Source organism: Streptomyces sp. NPDC096105 (assembly GCF_044763335.1).
Classification (GTDB): Bacteria; Actinomycetota; Actinomycetes; order Streptomycetales; family Streptomycetaceae; genus Streptomyces.
On record NZ_JBIWGC010000005.1, the window covers coordinates 83,715 to 102,781 of the forward strand.

Annotated in this window: 21 protein-coding genes and 1 tRNA gene; 9 read left to right on the top strand and 13 right to left on the bottom strand. The window is 73.3% G+C overall.

Annotated elements, in window-relative coordinates; genetic code table 11:
- Nucleotides 1-42 precede the first annotated feature (42 nt).
- Together ACIQ8B_RS10400 and ACIQ8B_RS10405 are read right to left on the bottom strand one after the other, a co-directional pair.
- Nucleotides 43-1,257 (bottom strand): acyl-CoA dehydrogenase family protein, encoded by a 1,215-nt coding sequence (locus tag ACIQ8B_RS10400; protein WP_403546436.1) that lies wholly within the window; start codon nt 1,255-1,257, stop codon nt 43-45.
- Between the two features lie 6 nt (nt 1,258-1,263).
- A complete protein-coding gene (locus tag ACIQ8B_RS10405; protein WP_403546437.1) occupies nt 1,264-2,286 on the bottom strand; it encodes a phosphotransferase family protein in 1,023 nt (340 codons plus the stop codon).
- Between the two features lie 195 nt (nt 2,287-2,481).
- Between ACIQ8B_RS10405 and ACIQ8B_RS10410 the strand changes: the two genes are divergently transcribed.
- Nucleotides 2,482-3,420, top strand: coding sequence for an NADP-dependent oxidoreductase (locus ACIQ8B_RS10410; protein ID WP_403546438.1), 939 nt, complete (start codon nt 2,482-2,484; stop codon nt 3,418-3,420).
- A gap of 49 nt (nt 3,421-3,469) precedes the next feature.
- Here the strand turns inward: ACIQ8B_RS10410 and ACIQ8B_RS10415 are convergent, their stop codons facing one another.
- From ACIQ8B_RS10415 to ACIQ8B_RS10425, 3 genes are read right to left on the bottom strand one after another with little or no spacing between them, the layout of a single operon-like run.
- Entirely contained in the window at nt 3,470-3,760 is a 291-nt protein-coding gene (locus tag ACIQ8B_RS10415) for a DUF202 domain-containing protein (RefSeq protein WP_403546439.1), read from the bottom strand.
- A gap of 44 nt (nt 3,761-3,804) precedes the next feature.
- A complete protein-coding gene (locus ACIQ8B_RS10420) occupies nt 3,805-4,197 on the bottom strand; it encodes a YidH family protein (RefSeq protein WP_106416490.1) in 393 nt (130 codons plus the stop codon).
- Between the two features lie 10 nt (nt 4,198-4,207).
- Nucleotides 4,208-4,753, bottom strand: a complete 546-nt coding sequence (locus ACIQ8B_RS10425) for an NUDIX domain-containing protein (RefSeq protein ID WP_290008327.1) — start codon at nt 4,751-4,753, stop codon at nt 4,208-4,210.
- A 266-nt stretch (nt 4,754-5,019) separates the two neighbouring features.
- Between ACIQ8B_RS10425 and ACIQ8B_RS10430 the strand changes: the two genes are divergently transcribed.
- Both ACIQ8B_RS10430 and ACIQ8B_RS10435 read left to right on the top strand, forming a co-directional pair.
- The gene (locus ACIQ8B_RS10430) at nt 5,020-5,970 is read left to right on the top strand and encodes a hypothetical protein (protein WP_290008330.1); all 951 of its coding nucleotides are present in this window, start codon (nt 5,020-5,022) and stop codon (nt 5,968-5,970) included.
- A 51-nt stretch (nt 5,971-6,021) separates the two neighbouring features.
- Nucleotides 6,022-7,563 carry an APC family permease gene (locus tag ACIQ8B_RS10435; RefSeq protein WP_403546440.1) on the top strand — a complete coding sequence of 514 codons (1,542 nt, stop codon included), beginning with the start codon at nt 6,022-6,024 and terminating at the stop codon, nt 7,561-7,563.
- Nucleotides 7,564-7,640: 77 nt separating this feature from the next.
- Here ACIQ8B_RS10435 and ACIQ8B_RS10440 read toward each other — a convergent pair whose 3' ends face one another.
- On the bottom strand, nt 7,641-9,038 hold the full coding sequence (locus tag ACIQ8B_RS10440; protein WP_290008332.1) for a GntP family permease: 1,398 nt from the start codon (nt 9,036-9,038) through the stop codon (nt 7,641-7,643).
- A gap of 67 nt (nt 9,039-9,105) precedes the next feature.
- Nucleotides 9,106-9,624, bottom strand: coding sequence for a gluconokinase (locus ACIQ8B_RS10445; RefSeq protein WP_403546441.1), 519 nt, complete (start codon nt 9,622-9,624; stop codon nt 9,106-9,108).
- A 144-nt stretch (nt 9,625-9,768) separates the two neighbouring features.
- Here ACIQ8B_RS10445 and ACIQ8B_RS10450 point away from each other — a divergent pair, with 144 nt between their 5' ends.
- Nucleotides 9,769-10,470, top strand: a complete 702-nt coding sequence (locus ACIQ8B_RS10450; protein ID WP_403546442.1) for a FadR/GntR family transcriptional regulator — start codon at nt 9,769-9,771, stop codon at nt 10,468-10,470.
- 19 nt (nt 10,471-10,489) lie between these two features.
- Here ACIQ8B_RS10450 and ACIQ8B_RS10455 read toward each other — a convergent pair whose 3' ends face one another.
- Complete coding sequence (locus tag ACIQ8B_RS10455; RefSeq protein ID WP_403546443.1) at nt 10,490-10,873, bottom strand: winged helix-turn-helix transcriptional regulator; 384 nt, start codon at nt 10,871-10,873, stop codon at nt 10,490-10,492.
- 103 nt (nt 10,874-10,976) lie between these two features.
- Here ACIQ8B_RS10455 and ACIQ8B_RS10460 point away from each other — a divergent pair, with 103 nt between their 5' ends.
- Nucleotides 10,977-11,378 (top strand): RidA family protein, encoded by a 402-nt coding sequence (locus tag ACIQ8B_RS10460; protein WP_403546444.1) that lies wholly within the window; start codon nt 10,977-10,979, stop codon nt 11,376-11,378.
- A 19-nt stretch (nt 11,379-11,397) separates the two neighbouring features.
- Here the strand turns inward: ACIQ8B_RS10460 and ACIQ8B_RS10465 are convergent, their stop codons facing one another.
- Together ACIQ8B_RS10465 and ACIQ8B_RS10470 are read right to left on the bottom strand one after the other, a co-directional pair.
- A complete protein-coding gene (locus tag ACIQ8B_RS10465; protein ID WP_403546445.1) occupies nt 11,398-11,808 on the bottom strand; it encodes a YchJ family protein in 411 nt (136 codons plus the stop codon).
- A 64-nt stretch (nt 11,809-11,872) separates the two neighbouring features.
- Nucleotides 11,873-11,957 (bottom strand) — tRNA-Leu (locus ACIQ8B_RS10470).
- A gap of 202 nt (nt 11,958-12,159) precedes the next feature.
- Here ACIQ8B_RS10470 and ACIQ8B_RS10475 point away from each other — a divergent pair.
- The 3 genes from ACIQ8B_RS10475 (at nt 12,160) to ACIQ8B_RS10485 (ending at nt 14,750) form a co-directional block, all read left to right on the top strand.
- Nucleotides 12,160-13,485, top strand: coding sequence for a M20/M25/M40 family metallo-hydrolase (locus ACIQ8B_RS10475; protein ID WP_403546446.1), 1,326 nt, complete (start codon nt 12,160-12,162; stop codon nt 13,483-13,485).
- A gap of 132 nt (nt 13,486-13,617) precedes the next feature.
- Entirely contained in the window at nt 13,618-13,851 is a 234-nt protein-coding gene (chpH, locus tag ACIQ8B_RS10480) for a chaplin ChpH (protein WP_106414974.1), read from the top strand.
- Between the two features lie 164 nt (nt 13,852-14,015).
- A complete protein-coding gene (locus ACIQ8B_RS10485; RefSeq protein ID WP_403546447.1) occupies nt 14,016-14,750 on the top strand; it encodes a chaplin family protein in 735 nt (244 codons plus the stop codon).
- 77 nt (nt 14,751-14,827) lie between these two features.
- On the opposite strand, the gene ACIQ8B_RS10490 is transcribed toward ACIQ8B_RS10485, so the two are convergent.
- Nucleotides 14,828-15,016, bottom strand: a complete 189-nt coding sequence (locus ACIQ8B_RS10490) for a DUF5703 family protein (RefSeq protein ID WP_004933366.1) — start codon at nt 15,014-15,016, stop codon at nt 14,828-14,830.
- A gap of 47 nt (nt 15,017-15,063) precedes the next feature.
- Between ACIQ8B_RS10490 and ACIQ8B_RS10495 the strand changes: the two genes are divergently transcribed.
- Nucleotides 15,064-15,744: a hypothetical protein gene (locus tag ACIQ8B_RS10495; RefSeq protein ID WP_403546448.1), complete on the top strand. Its 681-nt coding sequence runs from the start codon at nt 15,064-15,066 to the stop codon at nt 15,742-15,744.
- Between the two features lie 205 nt (nt 15,745-15,949).
- Here ACIQ8B_RS10495 and ACIQ8B_RS10500 read toward each other — a convergent pair whose 3' ends face one another.
- Nucleotides 15,950-17,995 (bottom strand): helix-hairpin-helix domain-containing protein, encoded by a 2,046-nt coding sequence (locus ACIQ8B_RS10500; RefSeq protein WP_403546449.1) that lies wholly within the window; start codon nt 17,993-17,995, stop codon nt 15,950-15,952.
- Nucleotides 17,992-18,978: an aldo/keto reductase gene (locus ACIQ8B_RS10505; RefSeq protein WP_366251840.1), complete on the bottom strand. Its 987-nt coding sequence runs from the start codon at nt 18,976-18,978 to the stop codon at nt 17,992-17,994. The genes ACIQ8B_RS10500 and ACIQ8B_RS10505 overlap by 4 nt, the downstream gene beginning before the upstream one ends.
- Nucleotides 18,979-19,067: the final 89 nt, after the last annotated feature.

The following is a 19,067-nucleotide window of genomic DNA, read 5'->3' on the forward strand; positions in this document are numbered from 1 at the left end:
GGCCACCGGCTCGCCGGGCGCACCCGACGAGCCGGTCCCCGCCTACAGGTACTTCTTGATCTCCCGGCGGGCCAGCGACCGCTGGTGCACCTCGTCCGGGCCGTCCGCGATCATCAGCGTGCGCGCGCCCGCGTACAGCTCGGCCAGCGGGAAGTCCTGGCTCACCCCTCCCGCGCCGTACAGCTGGATCGCCCGGTCGAGGATGCCGACGACCGTGCGCGGTGTGGCGATCTTGATGGCCTGGATCTCGGTGTGGGCGCCGCGGTTGCCGACGGTGTCCATCATCCAGGCCGTCTTCAGCACCAGCAGCCGCAGCTGCTCGACCGCGACCCGCGCGTCCGCGATCCAGTTCTGCACCACGCCCTGCTGGGCGAGTGCCTTGCCGAAGGCGTCCCGGGACACCGCCCGCCGGCACATCAGCTCGATGGCACGCTCGGCCATGCCGATCAGCCGCATGCAGTGGTGGATCCGGCCCGGGCCGAGCCGCGCCTGGGCGATGGCGAACCCGCCGCCCTCCTCGCCGATCAGGTTCGACACCGGCACCCGCGCCTCGTCGAAGACCACCTCGGCGTGGCCGCCGTGGTAGTGGTCCTCGTAGCCGAAGACCCGCATCGCCCGCTTCACGGTGACGCCGGGGGTGTCGCGCGGGACCAGGACCATGGACTGCTGGCGGCGGATGTCCGGCCCGTCCGGGTCGGTCTTGCCCATCACGATGAAGATCCTGCAGTCCGGGTGCATGGCCCCGGAGATGTACCACTTGCGGCCCGTGATGACGTACTCGTCGCCCTCGCGCCGGATGCGGGTGGTGATGTTGGTGGCGTCCGAGGAGGCCACGTCCGGCTCGGTCATCGCGAACGCCGAGCGGATCTCGCCCGCGAGCAGCGGCTCCAGCCACTGCTTCTTCTGCCGCCCGTCCCCGAACTGCGCCAGCACCTCCATGTTCCCGGTGTCGGGCGCGGCGCAGTTGGTGGCGGTCGGGGCGAGCTGCGGGGACCGGCCGGTGATCTCGGCGAGCGGGGCGTACTGCAGGTTGGTGAGTCCCGCGCCGTACTCGGCGTCGGGCAGGAACAGGTTCCACAGGCCCTGCCTGCGCGCCTCCGCCTTCAGCTCCTCCACCACCGGCGGGTTCTCCCACGGCGAGGACAGCCGCTCCCGCTGCTCGTCCACGACCCGCTCGGCGGGGTACACGTGCTCGTCCATGAAGGCGAGGAGCCGGGCGCGCAGCTCCTCGGTGCGCGCGTCGAACGCGAAGTCCATGTCTCGTCAGCCTTCCTGAAGGGTGGTCAGACCGTGCTCGATGAAGACCGGGACCAGATCGCCGATGCGGTCGAAGCCGGCCCCGACCGTCCGGCCCAGCGTGTACCGGTAGTGGATGCCCTCCAGGATCACGGCGAGCTTGAACCAGGCGAACGCCGTGTACCAGGACACCGCCGACACGTCCCGGCCCGACCGCGCGGCGTACCGCTCGATCAGCTCGGCCGGCGTCGGATGGCCGGGGGCCTCCGCGGTGGTGGAGACGGGGGAGTCCGGCATCCCCAGCGGGCTGCTGTACATCACCAGCAGCCCGAGGTCCGTCAGCGGGTCGCCCAGCGTGGACATCTCCCAGTCCAGGACGGCGCGGACCGACTCGTCGTCGCTGATCAGCGCGTTGTCGAGGCGGTAGTCGCCGTGCACCACCGTCGGCGCGGGGGAGACGGGCAGCTCGCGGCCGAGCGCGGCGTGCAGCTCGTCGATGCCGGCCAGCTCCCGGCTGCGGGAGGCGTCCAGCTGCTTGCCCCAGCGCCGCAGCTGCCGGTCCAGGAAGCCCTCGGGACGGCCGAAGTCCGCGAGCCCGGCCTCGGCGGGGTCGACGGCGTGCAGGTCGACCAGCGTGTCCACCAGGTTCAGCACGGCCCTGCGGGTGCGCTCGGGGCCCAGGGGCGCGAGCTGTCCGGCCGTGCGGTACGGGGTGCCCTCGACGTACTCCATGACGTAGAACGGCGCGCCGAGCACCTCCTCGTCCTCGCACAGCAGCACCGGACGCGGCACCGGCACCTCGGTCGGGTGCAGCGCGCTGATCACCCGGTGCTCGCGCTTCATGTCGTGCGCGGTGGCCAGGACATGGCCGAGCGGCGGGCGCCGCACCACCCAGGTCGCCGCGCCGTCGGTGACCGTGTAGGTGAGGTTCGACCTGCCGCCCTCGATCAGCCGGCCGGAGAGCGGGCCGCCGAGCAGACCGGGCCGCTCACGTTCGAGCAGCTCGCGCAGCCGGTCGAGATCCAGTCCTGGCGGGTGGTCGGGGCTCATCGTCGCTCCTGTGGGCAGGCGGGCAGTACCCGCCCATGATGCCGACCGGTCGGTATGCCGTCCAGACCGGGAGCGAAACGTGATCGGGTCCACGATAGGGGAGCACCCCGGGCCGCCGGTCCCGCCGGCGGCCCGAACGGCGTACATCGGACCGTTCGGCTTGCGGGACGCGGGCCGGCCCCGGAAGGTCGACGCATGAAGGCGATCAGCTACGCGCGGTACGGCGGCCCCGAGGTCCTCGAGTACGGCGAGGCCGACGAACCCAAGCTCGGCCCCGACTCGGTGCTCGTCCAGGTCCGGGCGGTGTCCGTCAACCCGGTCGACTGGAAGGCCCGCCAGGGCCATCTCGACGCGGTCCTCCCGGCCGTCTTCCCGGTGATCCCCGGCTGGGACCTCGCGGGCGTGGTCGTCCGGCCGGGCCCGGCGGTCCCCGAGTTCGCCGAGGGCGACGAGGTGATCGGCTACGTCCGCGAGGACGTCCTCTCCTTCGGCACCTGCGCCGAGTACGTGGCCGCCCCCGTACGCGCCCTCGCCCCCAAGCCGCGCAGCCTCACCTTCGAGCAGGCGGCCGGCATCCCCCTCGCCGGGCTCACCGCGTACCAGGTGCTGCACCGCGTCCTCCGCGTGCGGCGGGGCGAGACCGTGCTGGTGCACGCGGCGGCCGGCGGAGTCGGCTCCGTCGCCGTCCAGCTCGCCGCCCACCTCGGCGCCCGGGTCATCGGCACCGCGAGCGAACGCAACCACGACTTCGTCCGCGAGCTGGGCGCCGAGCCGGTGAGCTACGGCGAGGGCCTGGCCGAACGCGTCCGCGGCCTCGCCCCCGAAGGCGTGGACGCCGTCGTCGACACGGTCGGCGGAGACACCCTCAGGGCCTCCGCGAACCTCCTGGGCCCGGAGGGCCGCCTGGCGTCGGTCGTCGACCCCGGCGTGACCGACTACGGCGGCGCCTATTGGTTCGTCCGCCCCGACCCCGCGGACCTGCGCGCCCTCTCCGACCTGGCCGACCAGGGCGTCCTCACCGTCCACGTCGAGGAGACCTTCCCCCTCGACAGGACGGCGGACGCCCACCGCCGCAGCGAGGAGGGCCACATCCGCGGCAAGGTCGTGATCACCGTCGGTCCGTCCGGCGCCTGAGGACGAGGCCCGGAGGGCCGGAACGGGGTGGTGCTGAGGGAGGAGAACCTCACCCCAGCACCACCCCCACCCCGCCCCCCGCCGTCACCAGCACGCACACCACGACCCCCGCGGCGTACCGAGGCGCCAGCCGCTCGGGCTCCCCGCCCGCCGCCAGCCCCCGGATCCGCCGGTGGGCGACCAGCAGCACCCCCGCCCACCCCGCGCAGCACACGACCCCCGCCGCCGGCATCCCCGCCGGCGCCCCGCCCATCAGCCCGGCTTTCCCCGCCAGCACGGCCACCACCGTGCCGGCCAAGGTCGTCCGCCGCCACGCGAGCCGGGTCCGCTCGGGCTGCAACCCCGGATCCCGCTCGCCCCGCGCCCGCGACGGCGCCCCGGGCCTCACGCCTCCCACCCCACCAGCACCACCACGACCATCACGGCGGCCACCCCCGCCACCACCACGCTCAGCAGCGCCGGGAACCGCGACACCGGCAGGTCCTCCCCCCGCCGCATCGCCCGCTCGCACCGCACCCAGTGGTTGACCGCCCGCAGCGCGCACAGCGCACCGGCCGCCAGCAGCGCCAGGGCCAGCCCGACCCGCCACCCCCACCGCAGACCGGGCAGGAACTGGTCCACCGCGAACCCGCCGCCGATCAGCGCGAGCGCGGTCCGCAGCCAGGCGAGGAACGTCCGCTCGTTCGCCAGCGAGAAGCGGTAGTCGGGCGTCTCCCCGTCCTCCCGCACCTCGGCGGGGGCGAACCACAACCGGACGTTCCGCACGAAGTCGATCACCTGGGTGACCCTACCGGTCACGCCCGGCAGGTGATCCCCGCCGGTACGCCCGCAGCCGCTCGTACGCCGCGAGCCCGTCCGGCACCCACTGCCACTCCCCGAGCCGCCGCTCCACCTCCTCCTCCGTCAGGAAGGCGTGCCAGGCCACCTCCTCGGCCTGCGGCCGCACCGGCAGCTCGCAGCGCACCTCGTACACCGCCGACCACCAGGTCCGGTCCGCGCCGTCGTCGTACAGGAAGGTGAACAGGTGTGAGGGGCGCGGCAGGCCGCTCACCCCCAGCTCCTCCTCGGCCTCCCGCAGGGCCGCCTCGTCGTACGCCTCGCCCGCGCCGACCACCCCGCCGACGAACATGTCGTACAGCGACGGGAAGACGAGCTTCACCGGCGTGCGCCGGTGGACGAAGATCCGGCCCTCCGCGTCCCGCGCCAGGACGAAGACGCAGCGGTGGCGCAGCCCCCGTGCGTACACCTCGCCGCGCGGGGCCCGCCCGACCACCCGGTCGTGCTCGTCGACGACGTCGAGGATCTCGTCGGCGCTCCTGCCGCTCTCGTTCATACCGCCATGGAACTCCGGCTCGTCCCGCCGGCCAAGCGCGCCCCTCCGGCACCCAGGGGACCACGGCATGCACACCGCTCTCCGGGGCCACAAGTTGCCCAGTTGTGAACGCAGTTGACGCGTGTAACACCTCAAACGCCCTTGACGTGATCCGTTGGCTGGCGGTTTGCTGTCCGTGATCAGCTCATGGCACTCGGCAGCCGACCACTGCCACCGACCACCCGCCGTGAGCCGTTGACAAGAGATGCGCGTGAGGAAGTTCCGCGGTGTCCCCACCCCCGCCTCCCCTCGGCCGTGCCCGCAAACGAGCGGCACCGGCCTTCGACGAGGCCCTCGACGACGCCGAACTCGTCGCCGCGCGGGCCGCACTGGCACAGGGGCGGTGGCAGAGCACCCGCTCGCTGCTGGTCAGGACGGGGGACGACTGGGACCGCCGCGGGCACCGGATCACGGTGCTCGCGAGGGAGCCGTACTGCGCCGCGTGGGCCCGCGAGTGGCTGCTCGCCGAGCCCGACTCCGGTGACGCGGCCGTGCTCCTGGCGCTGGCCGAGGTGCGGCGCGCCCTGCGCGGCAAGGAGAAGCCGGACCGGGTCCGCGAGGCCTGCCGCAAGGCCGCCGAGCTGATGCCCCACGACCCGACGCCCTGGCTCGGGTCGCTGATGCTGGAGTGCTCCCTGGGCGCGGAGGGCGACGTGGTCCGCGTCTTCGAGCAGGTCCGCACCCGCTACACCGACCACCACCACGCCCACCACCTGGTCGTCGGCTGGCTCGCGGAGCGCCGCGTCGAGGCGGGCCCCGACCCGCTGCACGAGGTGTACGACTTCGCCAACTGGGCCGCCGAACAGGCTCCCGCCGACTCGCCGCTGGCCATCCTGCCGGTCATCGCGCACGCCGAGCGCTACCGCTCCCTCGCCGCCGCCGGGCACGAACCCGCCGACCCGGTCGCCTCCGGCCACTGGGTCGGACGCCGCGCCCGGCAGGTGATGAAGGCTGCCTTCGACTGGTGGCTGGAGTGGGAGCACGAGGACCACCCCCGCCGGCTGGTCGACCTGAACTTCCTCGCCCACGCCAAGATCTGCGAGGGCCGGGGAGCCGAGGCCGCCGCGCTGTTCCACCGCATCGGCGACCACGCCACGCCCGCCCCCTGGTCCTATCCCGACCGGGACGGGCTCACCGTCTTCCGCACCGCCCGCGCCGCCGCCCTGGGCACGGCCTGACCCCCACGCCTCCGCCCTCCGCACCCACCACCGACCAAGGACGGTCTCGAGATGACGACGGACAGTTCGAGCGCCAACAGAGCCCCGGCCGACGGGATCAGCACCTTCAAGGGGCAGGAGCGCGCCCTGCGGGCCGACCGCCTCGGCACGGGAGGCCTGCTGCTCTCCGTGCTGGCCGCGACCGCCCCGCTCATGGTCGTCGCGGGTGTCATGCCCACCACATTCGCGGTGATGGGCATCGTCGGCCAGCCGCTGCTCTTCGTGGTCCTCGGCACCGTGCTGGTGCTGTTCAGCCTCGGCTACGCCGAGATGAGCCGGCACGTGCACAACGCGGGCGCCTTCTACGCGTACATCTCCCGCGGACTCGGCGGCACCGCCGGCGCGGGCGCCGCCCTGGTCGCGCTCGTCGCCTACAACTCCCTCCAGGTCGGCATCTACGGCATCTTCGGCTTCGAGGTCTCCGGCCTCCTCGCCACCTACGCCGGCCTCGAGGTCGCCTGGTGGACACCGGCGCTCGCCGCCGCCGTCGCCGTGGGCGTGCTGGGCCTGCTGAAGATCGACGTCAACGCGAAGGTGCTCGGCGTCCTGCTGCTCATCGAGGTGCTGCTGGTCGTCGTCTTCGACATCGCCGCCGTCGCCGACCCCGGCAAGGAAGGTCTGTCGCTGCACGCCTTCGACCCGGACACCCTGACCGGCGCCGGCGTCGGCACCGCCCTGTGCTTCTGCATCGCGGCCTTCCTCGGCTTCGAGCAGGCGCCGGTGTACGCGGAGGAGACCAGCAGGCCGCACGTGCTGGTGCCGCGCGTGATGTTCCTCGCCGTCACCGGCGTCGCCGTCTTCTTCGCCCTCAGCAGCTGGGCGCTCACCGTGGCCACCGGCCCCGCCTCGATCGTTCCCACCTCGCAGGAGCAGAGCGCGGGCCTGCTGTTCTTCCTCACCGAGGACCGCCTCGGCTCCACCTTCACGGACGTCCTGCACGTGCTGTTCGTGACCGGCATGTTCGCGGCCATGCTCAGCTTCCACAACGTCGTCGCCCGGTACGCCTTCGCCATGGGCCGCGAGGGCCTGCTGCCCGCCGCCTTCGGCCGCACCACGGGCGCCAGCGGCGCCCCCGGCACCGGCTCCCTGCTGCAGACCGGCGTCGCCGTCGTCCTGGTGCTGGCCTTCGCCCTCACCGACGACAAGCCGGCCGGCGACCCCACCGCGCCCGTGCTGCGCCTGTTCACCTGGGGCGGCAACATCGGCGCGCTCGGCGTCATCGTCCTGATGGCCATCGCCTCACTGTCCGTCGTGGTCTTCTTCGTACGGCGCGGCGCCGCGGGCGCGCAGGCCTGGCGCCTGGTCACCTCGGCGGTGGCCGGACTCGCCCTCGTGGTGATCGCGGGCTACACGGTCAAGGACTTCGACGTGCTGGTCGGCGCCGGCCCCGACTCCGCCCTGCGCTGGATCCTGCCCGGCGTCATCGGACTCGCCCTCGTCGTCGGGCTGGTCCAGGGCGCGATCCTGCGCGCCCGCGCTCCCGAGACCCACGCTCGCATCGGCCTGGGCAACGAGGCGTTCCAGCTGGAGAAGGAGGCCGGGCGCACCCCGTAGGCCGCGCACGGCACGACGGAGGCCCGTCCGCCCCCTCCTGCGAGGGGGCGGACGGGCCTCCGCGGGTCCGGACCCGGCTAGACGATCAGGGACAGCAGGAGCACCAGCGCCCCCGCGACCACCGAGATGATCGTCTCCATGATCGACCAGGTCTTGATCGTCTGGCCGACGTCCAGCCCGAAGTACTCCTTCACCAGCCAGAAGCCGGCGTCGTTGACGTGGCTGAAGAACAGCGAACCGGCGCCGATGGCCAGCACCAGCAGCGCGGCGTGCGTCGTCGACATGTCGGCCGCGAGCGGCGCGACCAGACCGGCCGCCGAGACGGTCGCCACGGTCGCCGAGCCCGTCGCCAGCCGGATCGCCACCGCGATCAGCCAGGCCAGCAGCAGCGCCGGGATCGACCAGTCCTCGGAGATGTCCAGGATCATCCGGCCCACACCGGTGTCGATCAGGGTCTGCTTGAAGCCGCCGCCCGCGCCGACGATCAGCAGGATGCCCGCGATCGGCGCCAGGCTCTTCTCCACCAGGGAGGAGATCCGCTCCCGGCTGAAGCCGGCGGGCACGCCGAGCGTGAAGATGCCGACCAGCACGGCCGCGAGCAGCGCGATCAGCGGGGAGCCGACCACGTCGAAGACGCGCTGCACGTGGTGCTCGGGGTCGTCGATCACGATGTCGACCAGTGCCTTGGCCAGCATCAGCACGACCGGCAGCAGGATCGTGGCCAGCGTCGCGCCGAAGCCGGGGCGCCGCTCCAGGTCCTCGGAGGGACGCTGCGGGATCATCCGCTCGGGGGCCGGGACGTCCACCCAGCGGGCGGCGTACTTGGAGAACACCGGACCGGCGATCACCACGGTCGGAATGGCGATGAGCACGCCGAGGGCCAGCGTCACGCCCAGGTTGGCGCCGACGGCGTCGATGGCGACCAGCGGGCCGGGGTGCGGCGGGACCAGACCGTGCATCACGGACAGACCGGCGAGCGCCGGGATGCCGATGCGCATGAGCGAGTAGTTGCCGCGCTTGGCGACCATCAGCACCACCGGGATCAGCAGCACCACGCCGACCTCGAAGAACAGCGGCAGCCCGATGACCGAGGCGATCAGCACCATCGCCCACGGCATGGTGCGGCCCTTGGCCCTCGCGAGGATGGTGTCGACGATCTGGTCGGCGCCGCCGGAGTCGGCGAGCATCTTGCCGAGGATCGCGCCGAGGGCGATCAGGACGCCCACACCGGCGACGGTGGAACCGAGCCCGGAGCTGAAGCTGGTGATGACCTCGTCCAGCGGTGCCCCGGCGAAGGCGCCGAGCGCCAGTGACCCGATGGTCAGCGACAGGAAGGCGTGCAGCTTGAACTTGGTGATGAGCAGGACGATGACGGCTATGCCCGCCAGGACGGCGATGCCCAGCTGAGCGTGGCCGGCCGAGGTGATCGGCTCGGGTGCGTCCGCTGCCAGCATCTCTACGCTGAGTCTGGTCACGGTGGATCCTAGGGAGTACGGGGGTGGGGAGGAGGGGGCGGCCCCGGGGGACAGGGGCCGGCGGGGCCTACGGGGTGGGCTCAGGGAGCGACGTCAGGGCGGTGGCCGCCCGTTCGGCGATCTCCTCGGGGCTGCCCGCCACGTCCACGGCGATCCCGGTCTCGTCCGGCTCCAGCGGCTGGAGCGTGGCGAACTGGGAGTCGAGCAGTGCCGTGGGCATGAAATGCCCCTGCCGCTGCGACATCCGGTCCTCGACGAGCGCGCGGTCGCCGGTGAGGTGCACGAAGACCACGCCGGGCGCGGCGGCCCGCAGCCGGTCGCGGTACGACCGTTTCAGCGCCGAGCAGCTCACCACGCCGCCCAGCCCCGCGCGCCCCTGCGCCCAGTCGCCGATGGCGTCCAGCCAGGGCCACCGGTCGTCGTCGGTGAGCGGGGTGCCGGCCGACATCTTGGCGATGTTGCTCTGCGGGTGGAAGTCGTCGCCCTCGGCGTACGGAACGCCGAGGCGGGCCGCGAGCAGGGGACCGATGGTGGTCTTGCCCGTTCCGGCGACGCCCATGACCACGAGCACGCGGGGGGTGTTCATCGCTGCCTCACTGTCTGATGTCCTCGTCGACACCTTGCCGATGATGTCGACGGCAACTGAAACTCATAAGTAAGACGACTTCAAGAGTCTGTGACGAATAAGTCTGACTTTTTATCGGAGTGATGCGCCCCGTACTCTGAGTGCATGAGCACCACGGGCCGGGGGCTGCACGGCCGCGTACTGGACACCCTCGGCCCCGAGATCACGGCGGGCGAATACCCGCCCGGCAGCGTCCTGCGCACCGACGAGCTCGCCCAGCGTTTCGACGTGTCGCGCTCCGTGATGCGCGAGGTGGTCCGCGTCCTGGAGTCCATGCACCTGGTGGAGTCCCGGCGCCGCGTCGGCGTCACCGTCCTGCCGTCCCGCGAGTGGAACGTCTACGACCCGCAGGTCATCCGCTGGCGCCTGGCCGGCGCCGACCGCCCCCGCCAACTGCGCTCCCTCACCGTGCTGCGCTCCGCGATCGAACCGGTCGCGGCGGGCCTGGCCGCGCGCAACGCCACGGCCGAGCAGTGCGCCGAACTCACCGAGTGCGCCCTCGGGATGGTCGCCCACGCGCGCGGCCACAAGCTGGAGGGCTACCTCTTCCACGACGTGGCGTTCCACCGCGTGATCCTGACCGCCTCCGGCAACGAGATGTTCGCCCGCCTCGGCGACGTCGTCGCCGAGGTGCTGGCCGGCCGCACCCACCACGACGTGATGTTCGAGGATCCCGACCCGGCCGCCGTCACCCTCCACGTCCAGCTCGCCGAAGCCGTCCGCGCCCGCGACGCGGCCCGCGCGGAGAGGCTCACCCGCGAGATCACCGAGGGCGCCCTCCAGGAACTGGACATCCTGGCGCCCTGACCCGCCCGCCGGCCGTCCCTCAGCCGCTGAAGCGCTCCCGCGCCCGCTCGATGTGTCCCAGGTGCTCGTGCGTCCAGCCGCAGATCGCGTCGACCGCGGTGCGCAGGGCCCGGCCCGGACCGGTGAGGGTGTACTCGACCCGCGGCGGCACGGTGGGATGCACCGTCCGCTCGACCAGGCCGTTGCGCTCCAGCATGCGCAGGTTCTGGGTGAGCATCTTGTGGCTCACTCCCTCGACCTCGTCCCGCAGCTCGCTGAACCGCAGGGTGCCCTCGCCGAGCGCCTCGATGATCAGCAGCGCCCACTTGTTGGCGACGTCCGAGAAGATCTCCCGCGCCAGGGAGTCCGCGCGCCGCAGGTCGGCGTCCTCCGGCAGCCCCGCGAGCGCACGCCTGGTCACCATCGGGTTCCTCCGTCACTGAAAAGTGCCTTCTTCCGGATCGAGGTCCACTCTCCTACGGTTACCGAGTAACCACAAGAGACCGACCAGGAAAGGCGGCCCAGCCATGGCCACCAGTGATGTCTTCTCCTACGGAATCCCGGCCGAGAGCGACTTCGGGTACGCGCAGGCGATCCGGTCGGGCGACCTGATCCACGTCTCCGGACAGCTCGCGTTCGACGAGACGGGCGCGTTCCCCCACCCCGGCGACTTCGCCGCCCAGCTGCGGCGGACCCACGCGAACATGGACCGGGTCCTCGCCCACTACGGGGTCACCCGCAGCCAGATCGTCTCGCAGACCCTCTACGTGGTGGACCTCGGACGCCACGCCGCGGCGACGGCCGAGGCGAACCTGGCGTACTTCGGCGACCACCGCCCGGCCGGCACGGTGCTCGGTGTCACCGAGCTGACGCTGCCGGGCCAGCTCGTGGAGGTCGCCTTCGTCGCCGACACCCGGCTGCCGGCCTGAGGCGGCCCCCTTCCGGCCCTCAGCTCAGGAAGTCCCCGTCGACGTACACCCAGGCGCCGTCGACCCGCTCGAAGCGGCTGCGTTCGTGCAGGGAGCCGCCCTGGTAGGAGGCGCGGAAGGTCACCGTGCCGGTGGAGTGGAAGGCGGAGCCGTCCTCCGTGGCCAGGATCTCCAGACCGGTCCACCGCATCACCGGATCGAGGTCGAGCCGGGCCGGCCGGGTCCGCGGGTGCCAGGTCCGCAGCAGGTACGCCCCGTCCCGCAGGACGAACGCCGCGTACCGCGACCGCATCAGCCGCTCGGCGGTGGGCGCGGCGGCTTTGCCGGGGGTCCCCCCGGCAAAGCGGAGCCGGGACCGGGAGAGGAAGCGGCCGCAGCACTCCTCGAAGTCCTCGGGGAGGCCGCAGGGACAGGGCGTGGGGGACGTCATGGGGCACCTTCCGTGACAACGCCCGAGGGCCGCGACCTCGCGGTCGCGGCCCTCGCGTTCCAAGTGTCCGAGGGGGGACTTGAACCCCCACGCCCGATAAAGGGCACTAGCACCTCAAGCTAGCGCGTCTGCCATTCCGCCACCCGGACAAGGTGTCTGTCGCGCGGGTTTCCCCCCGCGGCGACGACATAAACATTACCAGGTGTTCCGGGGTGGCCGATCACCCCCGCCGCGCCGTCGCGGGAACGGCGTGTGACGGGCCGGGCCGGGCCGGGGCTTGGGACCGGCCCCCCGGGGAGGGAGGATGAGGGGGAACCCACCAGCGGGAACACCAGCAGCGGGAGGTAGCACGTGAGCGAGACGGACCCGGTCAAGGGCGTCACCGGTGAGGACGAGGTCGTGGACCTCTGCCGCGAGCTGATCCGGATCGACACCAGCAACTACGGCGATCACTCGGGCCCCGGCGAGCGCAAGGCGGCCGAGTACGTCGCCGAGAAGCTCGCCGAAGTCGGCCTGGAACCGCGGATCTTCGAGTCCCACCCGGGACGCGCCTCCACCATCGCCCGGATCGAGGGCGAGGACCCGTCGCGGCCCGCCCTGCTCATCCACGGCCACACCGACGTCGTGCCCGCCAACGCCGACGACTGGACCCACCACCCGTTCTCCGGCGAGATCGCCGACGGCTGCGTCTGGGGCCGCGGGGCCGTCGACATGAAGGACATGGACGCCATGACCCTCGCGGTCGTCCGCGAGCGCATGCGCAGCGGCCGCAAGCCCCCGCGGGACGTCGTCCTCGCCTTCCTCGCCGACGAGGAGGCCGGCGGCACGTACGGCGCCAAGCACCTGGTGCACCGGCACCCCGAGCTGTTCGAGGGCGTCACCGAGGCGATCGGCGAGGTCGGCGGCTTCTCCTTCACCGTCAACGAGAAGCTGCGCCTCTACCTCGTCGAGACCGCCGAGAAGGGCATGCACTGGATGCGGCTCACCGTCGACGGCACCGCCGGGCACGGCTCGATGACCAACGACGACAACGCCATCACCGAGCTGTGCGAGGCCGTCGCCCGCCTCGGCCGCCACACGTGGCCGGTCAGGGTCACCAAGACCGTCCGCGCCTTCCTGGACGAGCTCTCCGACGCGCTCGGCACCGAGCTCGACCCGGAGAACATGGACGAGACCCTCGCCAAGCTCGGCGGCATCGCCCGCATGATCGGCACCACGCTGCGCAACTCGGCGGCCCCCACCCAGCTCGGCGCCGGCTACAAGGTCAACGTCATCCCCGGCCAGGCCACCGCGCACGTCGACGGCCGCTTCCTGCCCGGCTACGAGGAGGAGTTCCTCGCCGACCTGGACCGCGTCCTCGGCCCGCGCGTGCGGCGTGAGGACGTGCACGCCGACAAGGCCCTGGAGACCGGCTTCGACGGCCGGCTCGTCGACGCCATGCAGACCGCGCTCGCCGCCGAGGACCCGATCGCGCGCGCCGTGCCCTACATGCTCTCCGGCGGCACCGACGCAAAGTCCTTCGACGACCTCGGCATCCGCTGCTTCGGCTTCGCGCCGCTCAAGCTGCCCCCGGAGCTGGACTTCGCGGGCATGTTCCACGGCGTCGACGAGCGGGTGCCGGTGGACGGTCTCAAGTTCGGCGTCCGTGTGCTCGACCGGTTCCTGGACGCGTCCTGAAGAATCGGGCAGACGTGCGGAGTTGACCGGGAAGAGTGAATGCGACCATAAGCTCGTAGCCTCATTACTTCCTCCTCGTTACCCGTGATGTGATCCGCGACTTTGGATCACTTTGCCAACAAGGAGGAATACATGCTGAAGAAGGTCGTCGCCGTCGCGGCCGCCACGGGTGGTCTGGTTCTCGCGGGCGCGGGCATGGCCGCCGCCGACTCGGGTGCCCAGGGTGCCGCCGTGCACTCCCCGGGCGTCGCGTCCGGCAACGTCGTGCAGGTGCCGGTTCACGTCCCCGTGAACGTCTGCGGCAACACGATCTCCGTGATCGGGCTGCTGAACCCCGCCTTCGGCAACACCTGCGTCAACGCGTGATGTCGTGTCTCGCCCTCTAGGCAACGCCCGCTGAGGGCTCGAGCCCGTCGGCCCCGGAGCGCGCGCCATGCGCTCCGGGGCCGATCGGTTCCTCATTCGTCGAGAATCCGGGACGCGGCGGACGCCGCCTCCCGGCAGCAGGTCCGAGGACAGGGAATTCAGCAATGCGACAGGTCACCCGCAAGGGCTTGATGACCATGGCCGCCGCCACCGGTGTGCTCGCCGCCGTGGGCGGGGCCGCCGCCCACGCCGACTCCGGGGCGACGGGCGGGGCCAAGGGCTCGCCGGGCGTGCTCTCCGGCAACGTCGTGCAGGCCCCGGTGCACGTGCCGGTCAACGCGTGCGGCAACACGGTCAACGTCGTCGGGGTCCTCAACCCGGCGGTCGGCAACGCCTGCGTCAACGAGGGCGGCTCCGGCCACCACGACGGCGCGCACGCCCACGGCAAGGCCGGCGACTCGCCCGGCGTGGCCTCCGGCAACGTCGTGGAGGCGCCGGTGCACGTGCCGGTGAACGTCTGCGGCAACAGCGTCGACGTCATCGGCGTGGGCAACGGGGCGGCCGGCAACGGCTGCGCCAACACGGAGGGCGACGGCGGGGAGCCGGGGAACCCCGGCAATCCGGGTGAGCCCGGTGACCCCGGTGACCCCGGCGACCCGGGTGAGCCCGGCACTCCCGATGAGCCGGGGAACCCGGACGAGCCCGCCACCCCGGACACGCCCGCCACCCCGGACACCCCGTCCACCGGCAACCAGCCGGGCCCCCACTCCGGCCCGCAGGCCGAAGGGGAGCTCGCCGAGACCGGCAGCGAGCTGCCGCTGGGCCTCGTGCTGCCGGCCGGTGCCGGTGCGCTGCTCGCCGGCGGCATCCTGTACCGCAGGGCGCGCGCCGCGGTGTGATCTCGGACACACGGAGCGGACCCCGCGGCCGACGCGGGGTCCGCTCCGCCTGGTGACTCGGGTCGGGCGCGACCGGCTCACCAGGTGGCGCGCACCTGGCGGATGATCCGCCGCCGCAGCCGCACTCTGCGGCTGCCGTCACGCATCAGCGTCAGGCGGTACAACTCCCAGTGACCGTACTCGGCATGGTCCGTCAGCAGACGCGCCGTCTCCTTGCGGGAGACCCCGCGAGGCACGTACACGTCGACAAATTCGTATTCCGGCATCGCATCTATTGTGCGGGCCGGGCCCCGGTACGGATAGCGTCTGCACTATGTCTGATGCTGCGCAGCCCACTGCTGCCGAGGTACGCGCCGCCGCCGAGGCGGTGAAGACCGCGCTCGACCGCCACCTGGCCGCGGTCGAGAGCCGGTCCGGGGACGACGACCCGGCCGTCTACGAGGCCTTCAACCAGCTGGCCGCGGCCGCGGAGACGTACGACGAACTGCTCTACGACCGCTACGACGAGGTCACGCCCTTCGAGATCCCCGGTTCCGAGGAGGCCCTGCCGCCCTACGCCGGCCCCGAGGAACCGAACGCCCTCAGCGTGCTGATCCGCCGTGACTACGCCGTCGTCGAGCCGCAGCGGCTGCTCGCGCACGCCCAGCGGATCGAGGAGGCGGACGACGGGAGCGCGGAGGTTTTCAGCACCGTCCACGGCGCGCTGGGCCTGCTGTTCGGCGAGTACGAGCCGGACGAGATCGCCTCCCGGCACAAGGAGTTCGGCCTGGAGGAGGGCGACTCCACGCTCTGGGTGACGGCATCGGACGAGATCCCGGACCCCGGCGAATGGCTCGAGGCGCCCTTCGACCAGGTGGATCCCGAGACCGTGGTGTGCCGCTTCGACGTCAGCGCCGTCTTCGACGACGACGGGGACGACGAGGACGACGACCTGGAGGTCGTCCTGGACCCCCACGCGGACGAGGACCTGGAGCCGCTGGACGCGGACCGCTGACCTCACGGCGACGGCGGCGACACCCTCCCCGGGTGCCGCCGCCGTCGCACGCGGCCCGGCGGTGCCCCACCGCGGTCACCACGACACCGGACGTCCCCGTCAACGGCACGCCACGTGCGGCGACGCCGCACCCCGGCCACCGCGCACGGTGCGCCCACGGCGCCCCGTGCAGCTCAAGGACGCCTCGGAGCGGGGCCCCCGCCCCTCACTCGCCCCCCGCAGGCAACTGCGGTGCCAACAGCACCGGCAGCCGGGTCGTGCGCGGCTTCGCCGGGACCTCGGCGACCGCTCGCGGGAGGGCCTGGTCCACTCCGTGGACCACCGACAGGTGGCGGTCGGCGCGGCTGAAGGCCGTGTAGACCCAGGGGCGGCTCAGGGCGGGGACCGCGTCGCCGGGGAGGACCACGACCGCCGCCGGCCAGCGGCAGCCCACCGCCTGGTGCGCGGTCAGCGCCCAGCCGTGCCGGACCGACTGCTCCACGCGGTCCCTCGGCACCACGACCTGCTCGCCCGCGCACTCCAGGCGCAGGCCCTCGCCGTCCGCTCCGAGCACGCGGCCCGGCAGGGTGCGCCCCGGGGCGGGGGAGTACGCCACCCGGTCGCCGGGGTCGAAGCCCGCGAAGCGGCCCGGACCCGGATTCAGCCGCTCCTTCAGCGCCGCGTTCAGCACGCGCGTGCCGACCGCGCCGCCGTGGCCCGGGGTGATCACCTGCGTCTCCTCGGCGGGCACCCCGATGGCGCGCGGCACCGAGTCCACCACCAGCTGCACGGTCCGGTGCACCGCCTCGCCCGCGTCCCGCACGGGTACGACGACGACCTCCTTGCCGGGGGCCTCCACCTGGAGCAGCTCGCCGACGCCGATCCCCGAGACCAGCTCACCCAGCGGCCCCGGGTCCGGCCGCCGGGAGGCGATCTGCGGGCAGGCCCGCACCGCCAGCAGGTCCGCGAAGACCCGTCCGGGGCCGACCGACCAGAGCACCGCGGGGTCGCCGGACAGCACGAGCCGCGCCCCGTCCGGCAGCGACTCCGTGAGCAGCGCGGCGGCCTCCACGTCCAGCTGCGGCGCGTCCAGTACCACCAGCAGGTCCACGGCCAGCGCGCCCTCCGCGTCCCGTCCCGGACCCTCGGCGCCGGACAGCAGCCCGGCGACCGTGGCGACCCCCGGGCCGTCGACGCGCGCCGCGAACCGCTCGCGCCCGACGGGGCTGTGCGTGACGGCCCAGGCGCGCAGCCCCATGCCGTGCGCCACGTCCAGCAGCGCCGCCGGCTCGGCCAGCGCGGCCTCCCCGCCGGTGTGCAGCACCAGTCCGTGCCGCGCGGCCGCGCGGATCAGGTCGCCCGCCGAGCCCCCCGCCGCGGCGGCCGCCCGCTCCCACTCCTCGGCCGTCCCGTCCTGCTCGGGCACCGCGTTGACCAGCCGGGCCAGTCCGTCGGCGAGGCTCTCCTCGGCCAGGGCGCAGCGCTCCAGCCCGACCAGGACACGGACCGGCTGCTCGCCGTCCTCGCCCTCCTCGCCGGCCTCACCGAGGGCGTCCTGGAACACGAGGACGTCCCCCTCGGCGATGGCGTCGCGCACCGCGTCCTCGGGTTCGGGCACGCCCTGGCGGCCCAGCGCCTCGGTCAGCGCGGCCATCTCCAGCACCGTGTGCCCGGCCGGCGCGGCCTGCTCCAGCAGCCAGACGGTGACCGCGCGGCCCCGCCGCCCGTCGCCCGGCCCGGCCTCCCCGCCGAGCAGCGCGCGGGCGAACCCGTCCGCCTGCTCGGGCCGTACGCCCGGCACGCGCAGGAGCTGCCAGGGGTCCTCCCGCAGCACGCCCGCCGCGTCCTCGCCCAGGGCCGCGGCGGCCGGCACGGCGAGCGCGGCGGGCGCACCGCCCCGCGTCAGCACCTCCCGCACCTCGCCCAGGGTGCCCTCGGCCGGTGCGGCCGGCCCCTCGGGAACCACCGGGGCCCGCCGCACCGGCTCGGGCGCGGGACGCCGCGGGGCGGGCCGCACCTCCTCGGACACGGTGGCCGGCGGTTTCTCACCGCTCTCCACGGCCCGCACGGCGGCGAGCAGTTCGGCCGCCGTGCCGCTCAGCTTGGCGCCCGCCTCGATCGGGCCCTGCCGCTCCGCCTTGCGCCGCTCGATCCGTTCCCGCTCCAGACGCTGCGCGGTCAGCTCCGCCTCGGCCTCGGACACCTGCGCGCCCTCGGCGGGCGTGCCGTCGTCCGCGCTCCTCGGCTCCTCAGGGGTCTCGGGCGTGCTCACAGCGTGCTCCAGTCGTGATCGGGATAGCGGTGCACGGGAGCCGACACGTCGTCGAGCGCCCGGCAGATCTCATCAGGCAGACTAAGCGCCTCCACTGACAACGCCGCCGTGAGCTGCTGCGCCGTGCGCGCGCCGACGATCGGCGCGGTCACCCCGGGCCGGTCGCGGACCCAGGCCAGCGCCACCTGGAGCGCGGTCACCGCGAGCCCGTCCGCCGCGGTCGTCACCGCGTCCACGATCCGGCTCGCCGTGTCGTCCAGGTACGGGGCGACGAACGGCGCGAGATGCTCCGAGGCGCCGCGCGATCCCGCCGGCGTGGCGTCCCCGCGGTACTTGCCGGTGAGGACGCCCCGCCCGAGCGGGGAGGACGGCAGCATGCCGATCCCGAGGTCGATCGCGGCGGGCAGCACCTCCCGCTCCACCCCGCGCTGCAGCAGTGAGTACTCCATCTGGGTGCTCGCCAGCCGGGTGCGCGCGCCCGGCGCGGCGAGCTGCCAGGTCGCGGCCTTGGCGAGCTGCCAGCCGCAGAAGTTGGACACGCCCGCGTACCGCGTCCGGCCGCTGGCGACAGCGATGTCCAGCGCCTGGAGCGTCTCCTCCAGCGGCGTGGCCGGGTCGTAGGCGTGGACGTGCCAGACGTCGACGTGATCGGTGCCGAGGCGGGTCAGGGAGGCGTCCAGGGCGGACAGCAGATGGCCGCGTGAGCCGTCGAACCGGCGGTCCGGGCCGGGCACGCTGCCGGCCTTCGTCGAGATCACCAGGTCCCGGCGCGGCACCAGCCCGTCCATCAGCCGTCCGAGCAGGTACTCGGCCTCCCCGTCGCCGTACACGTCCGCCGTGTCGACCAGCGTCCCGCCCGCGTCCCAGAACGTCTTCAAGAGCTCCGCCGCGTCGTGCTCGTCGGTGTCACGGCCCCAGGTGAGGGTCCCGAGCCCGATCCGGGACACACGCAGGCCGGTACGGCCGAGATGCCTCTGCTCCATGAACGCCGAGATTACTGGCCGGAGCTGTGCGCACGGGGACCTGTGGACAACCGTCCTCCGGGCGTCGCGCGACGGCGCCGGCGGCCGGC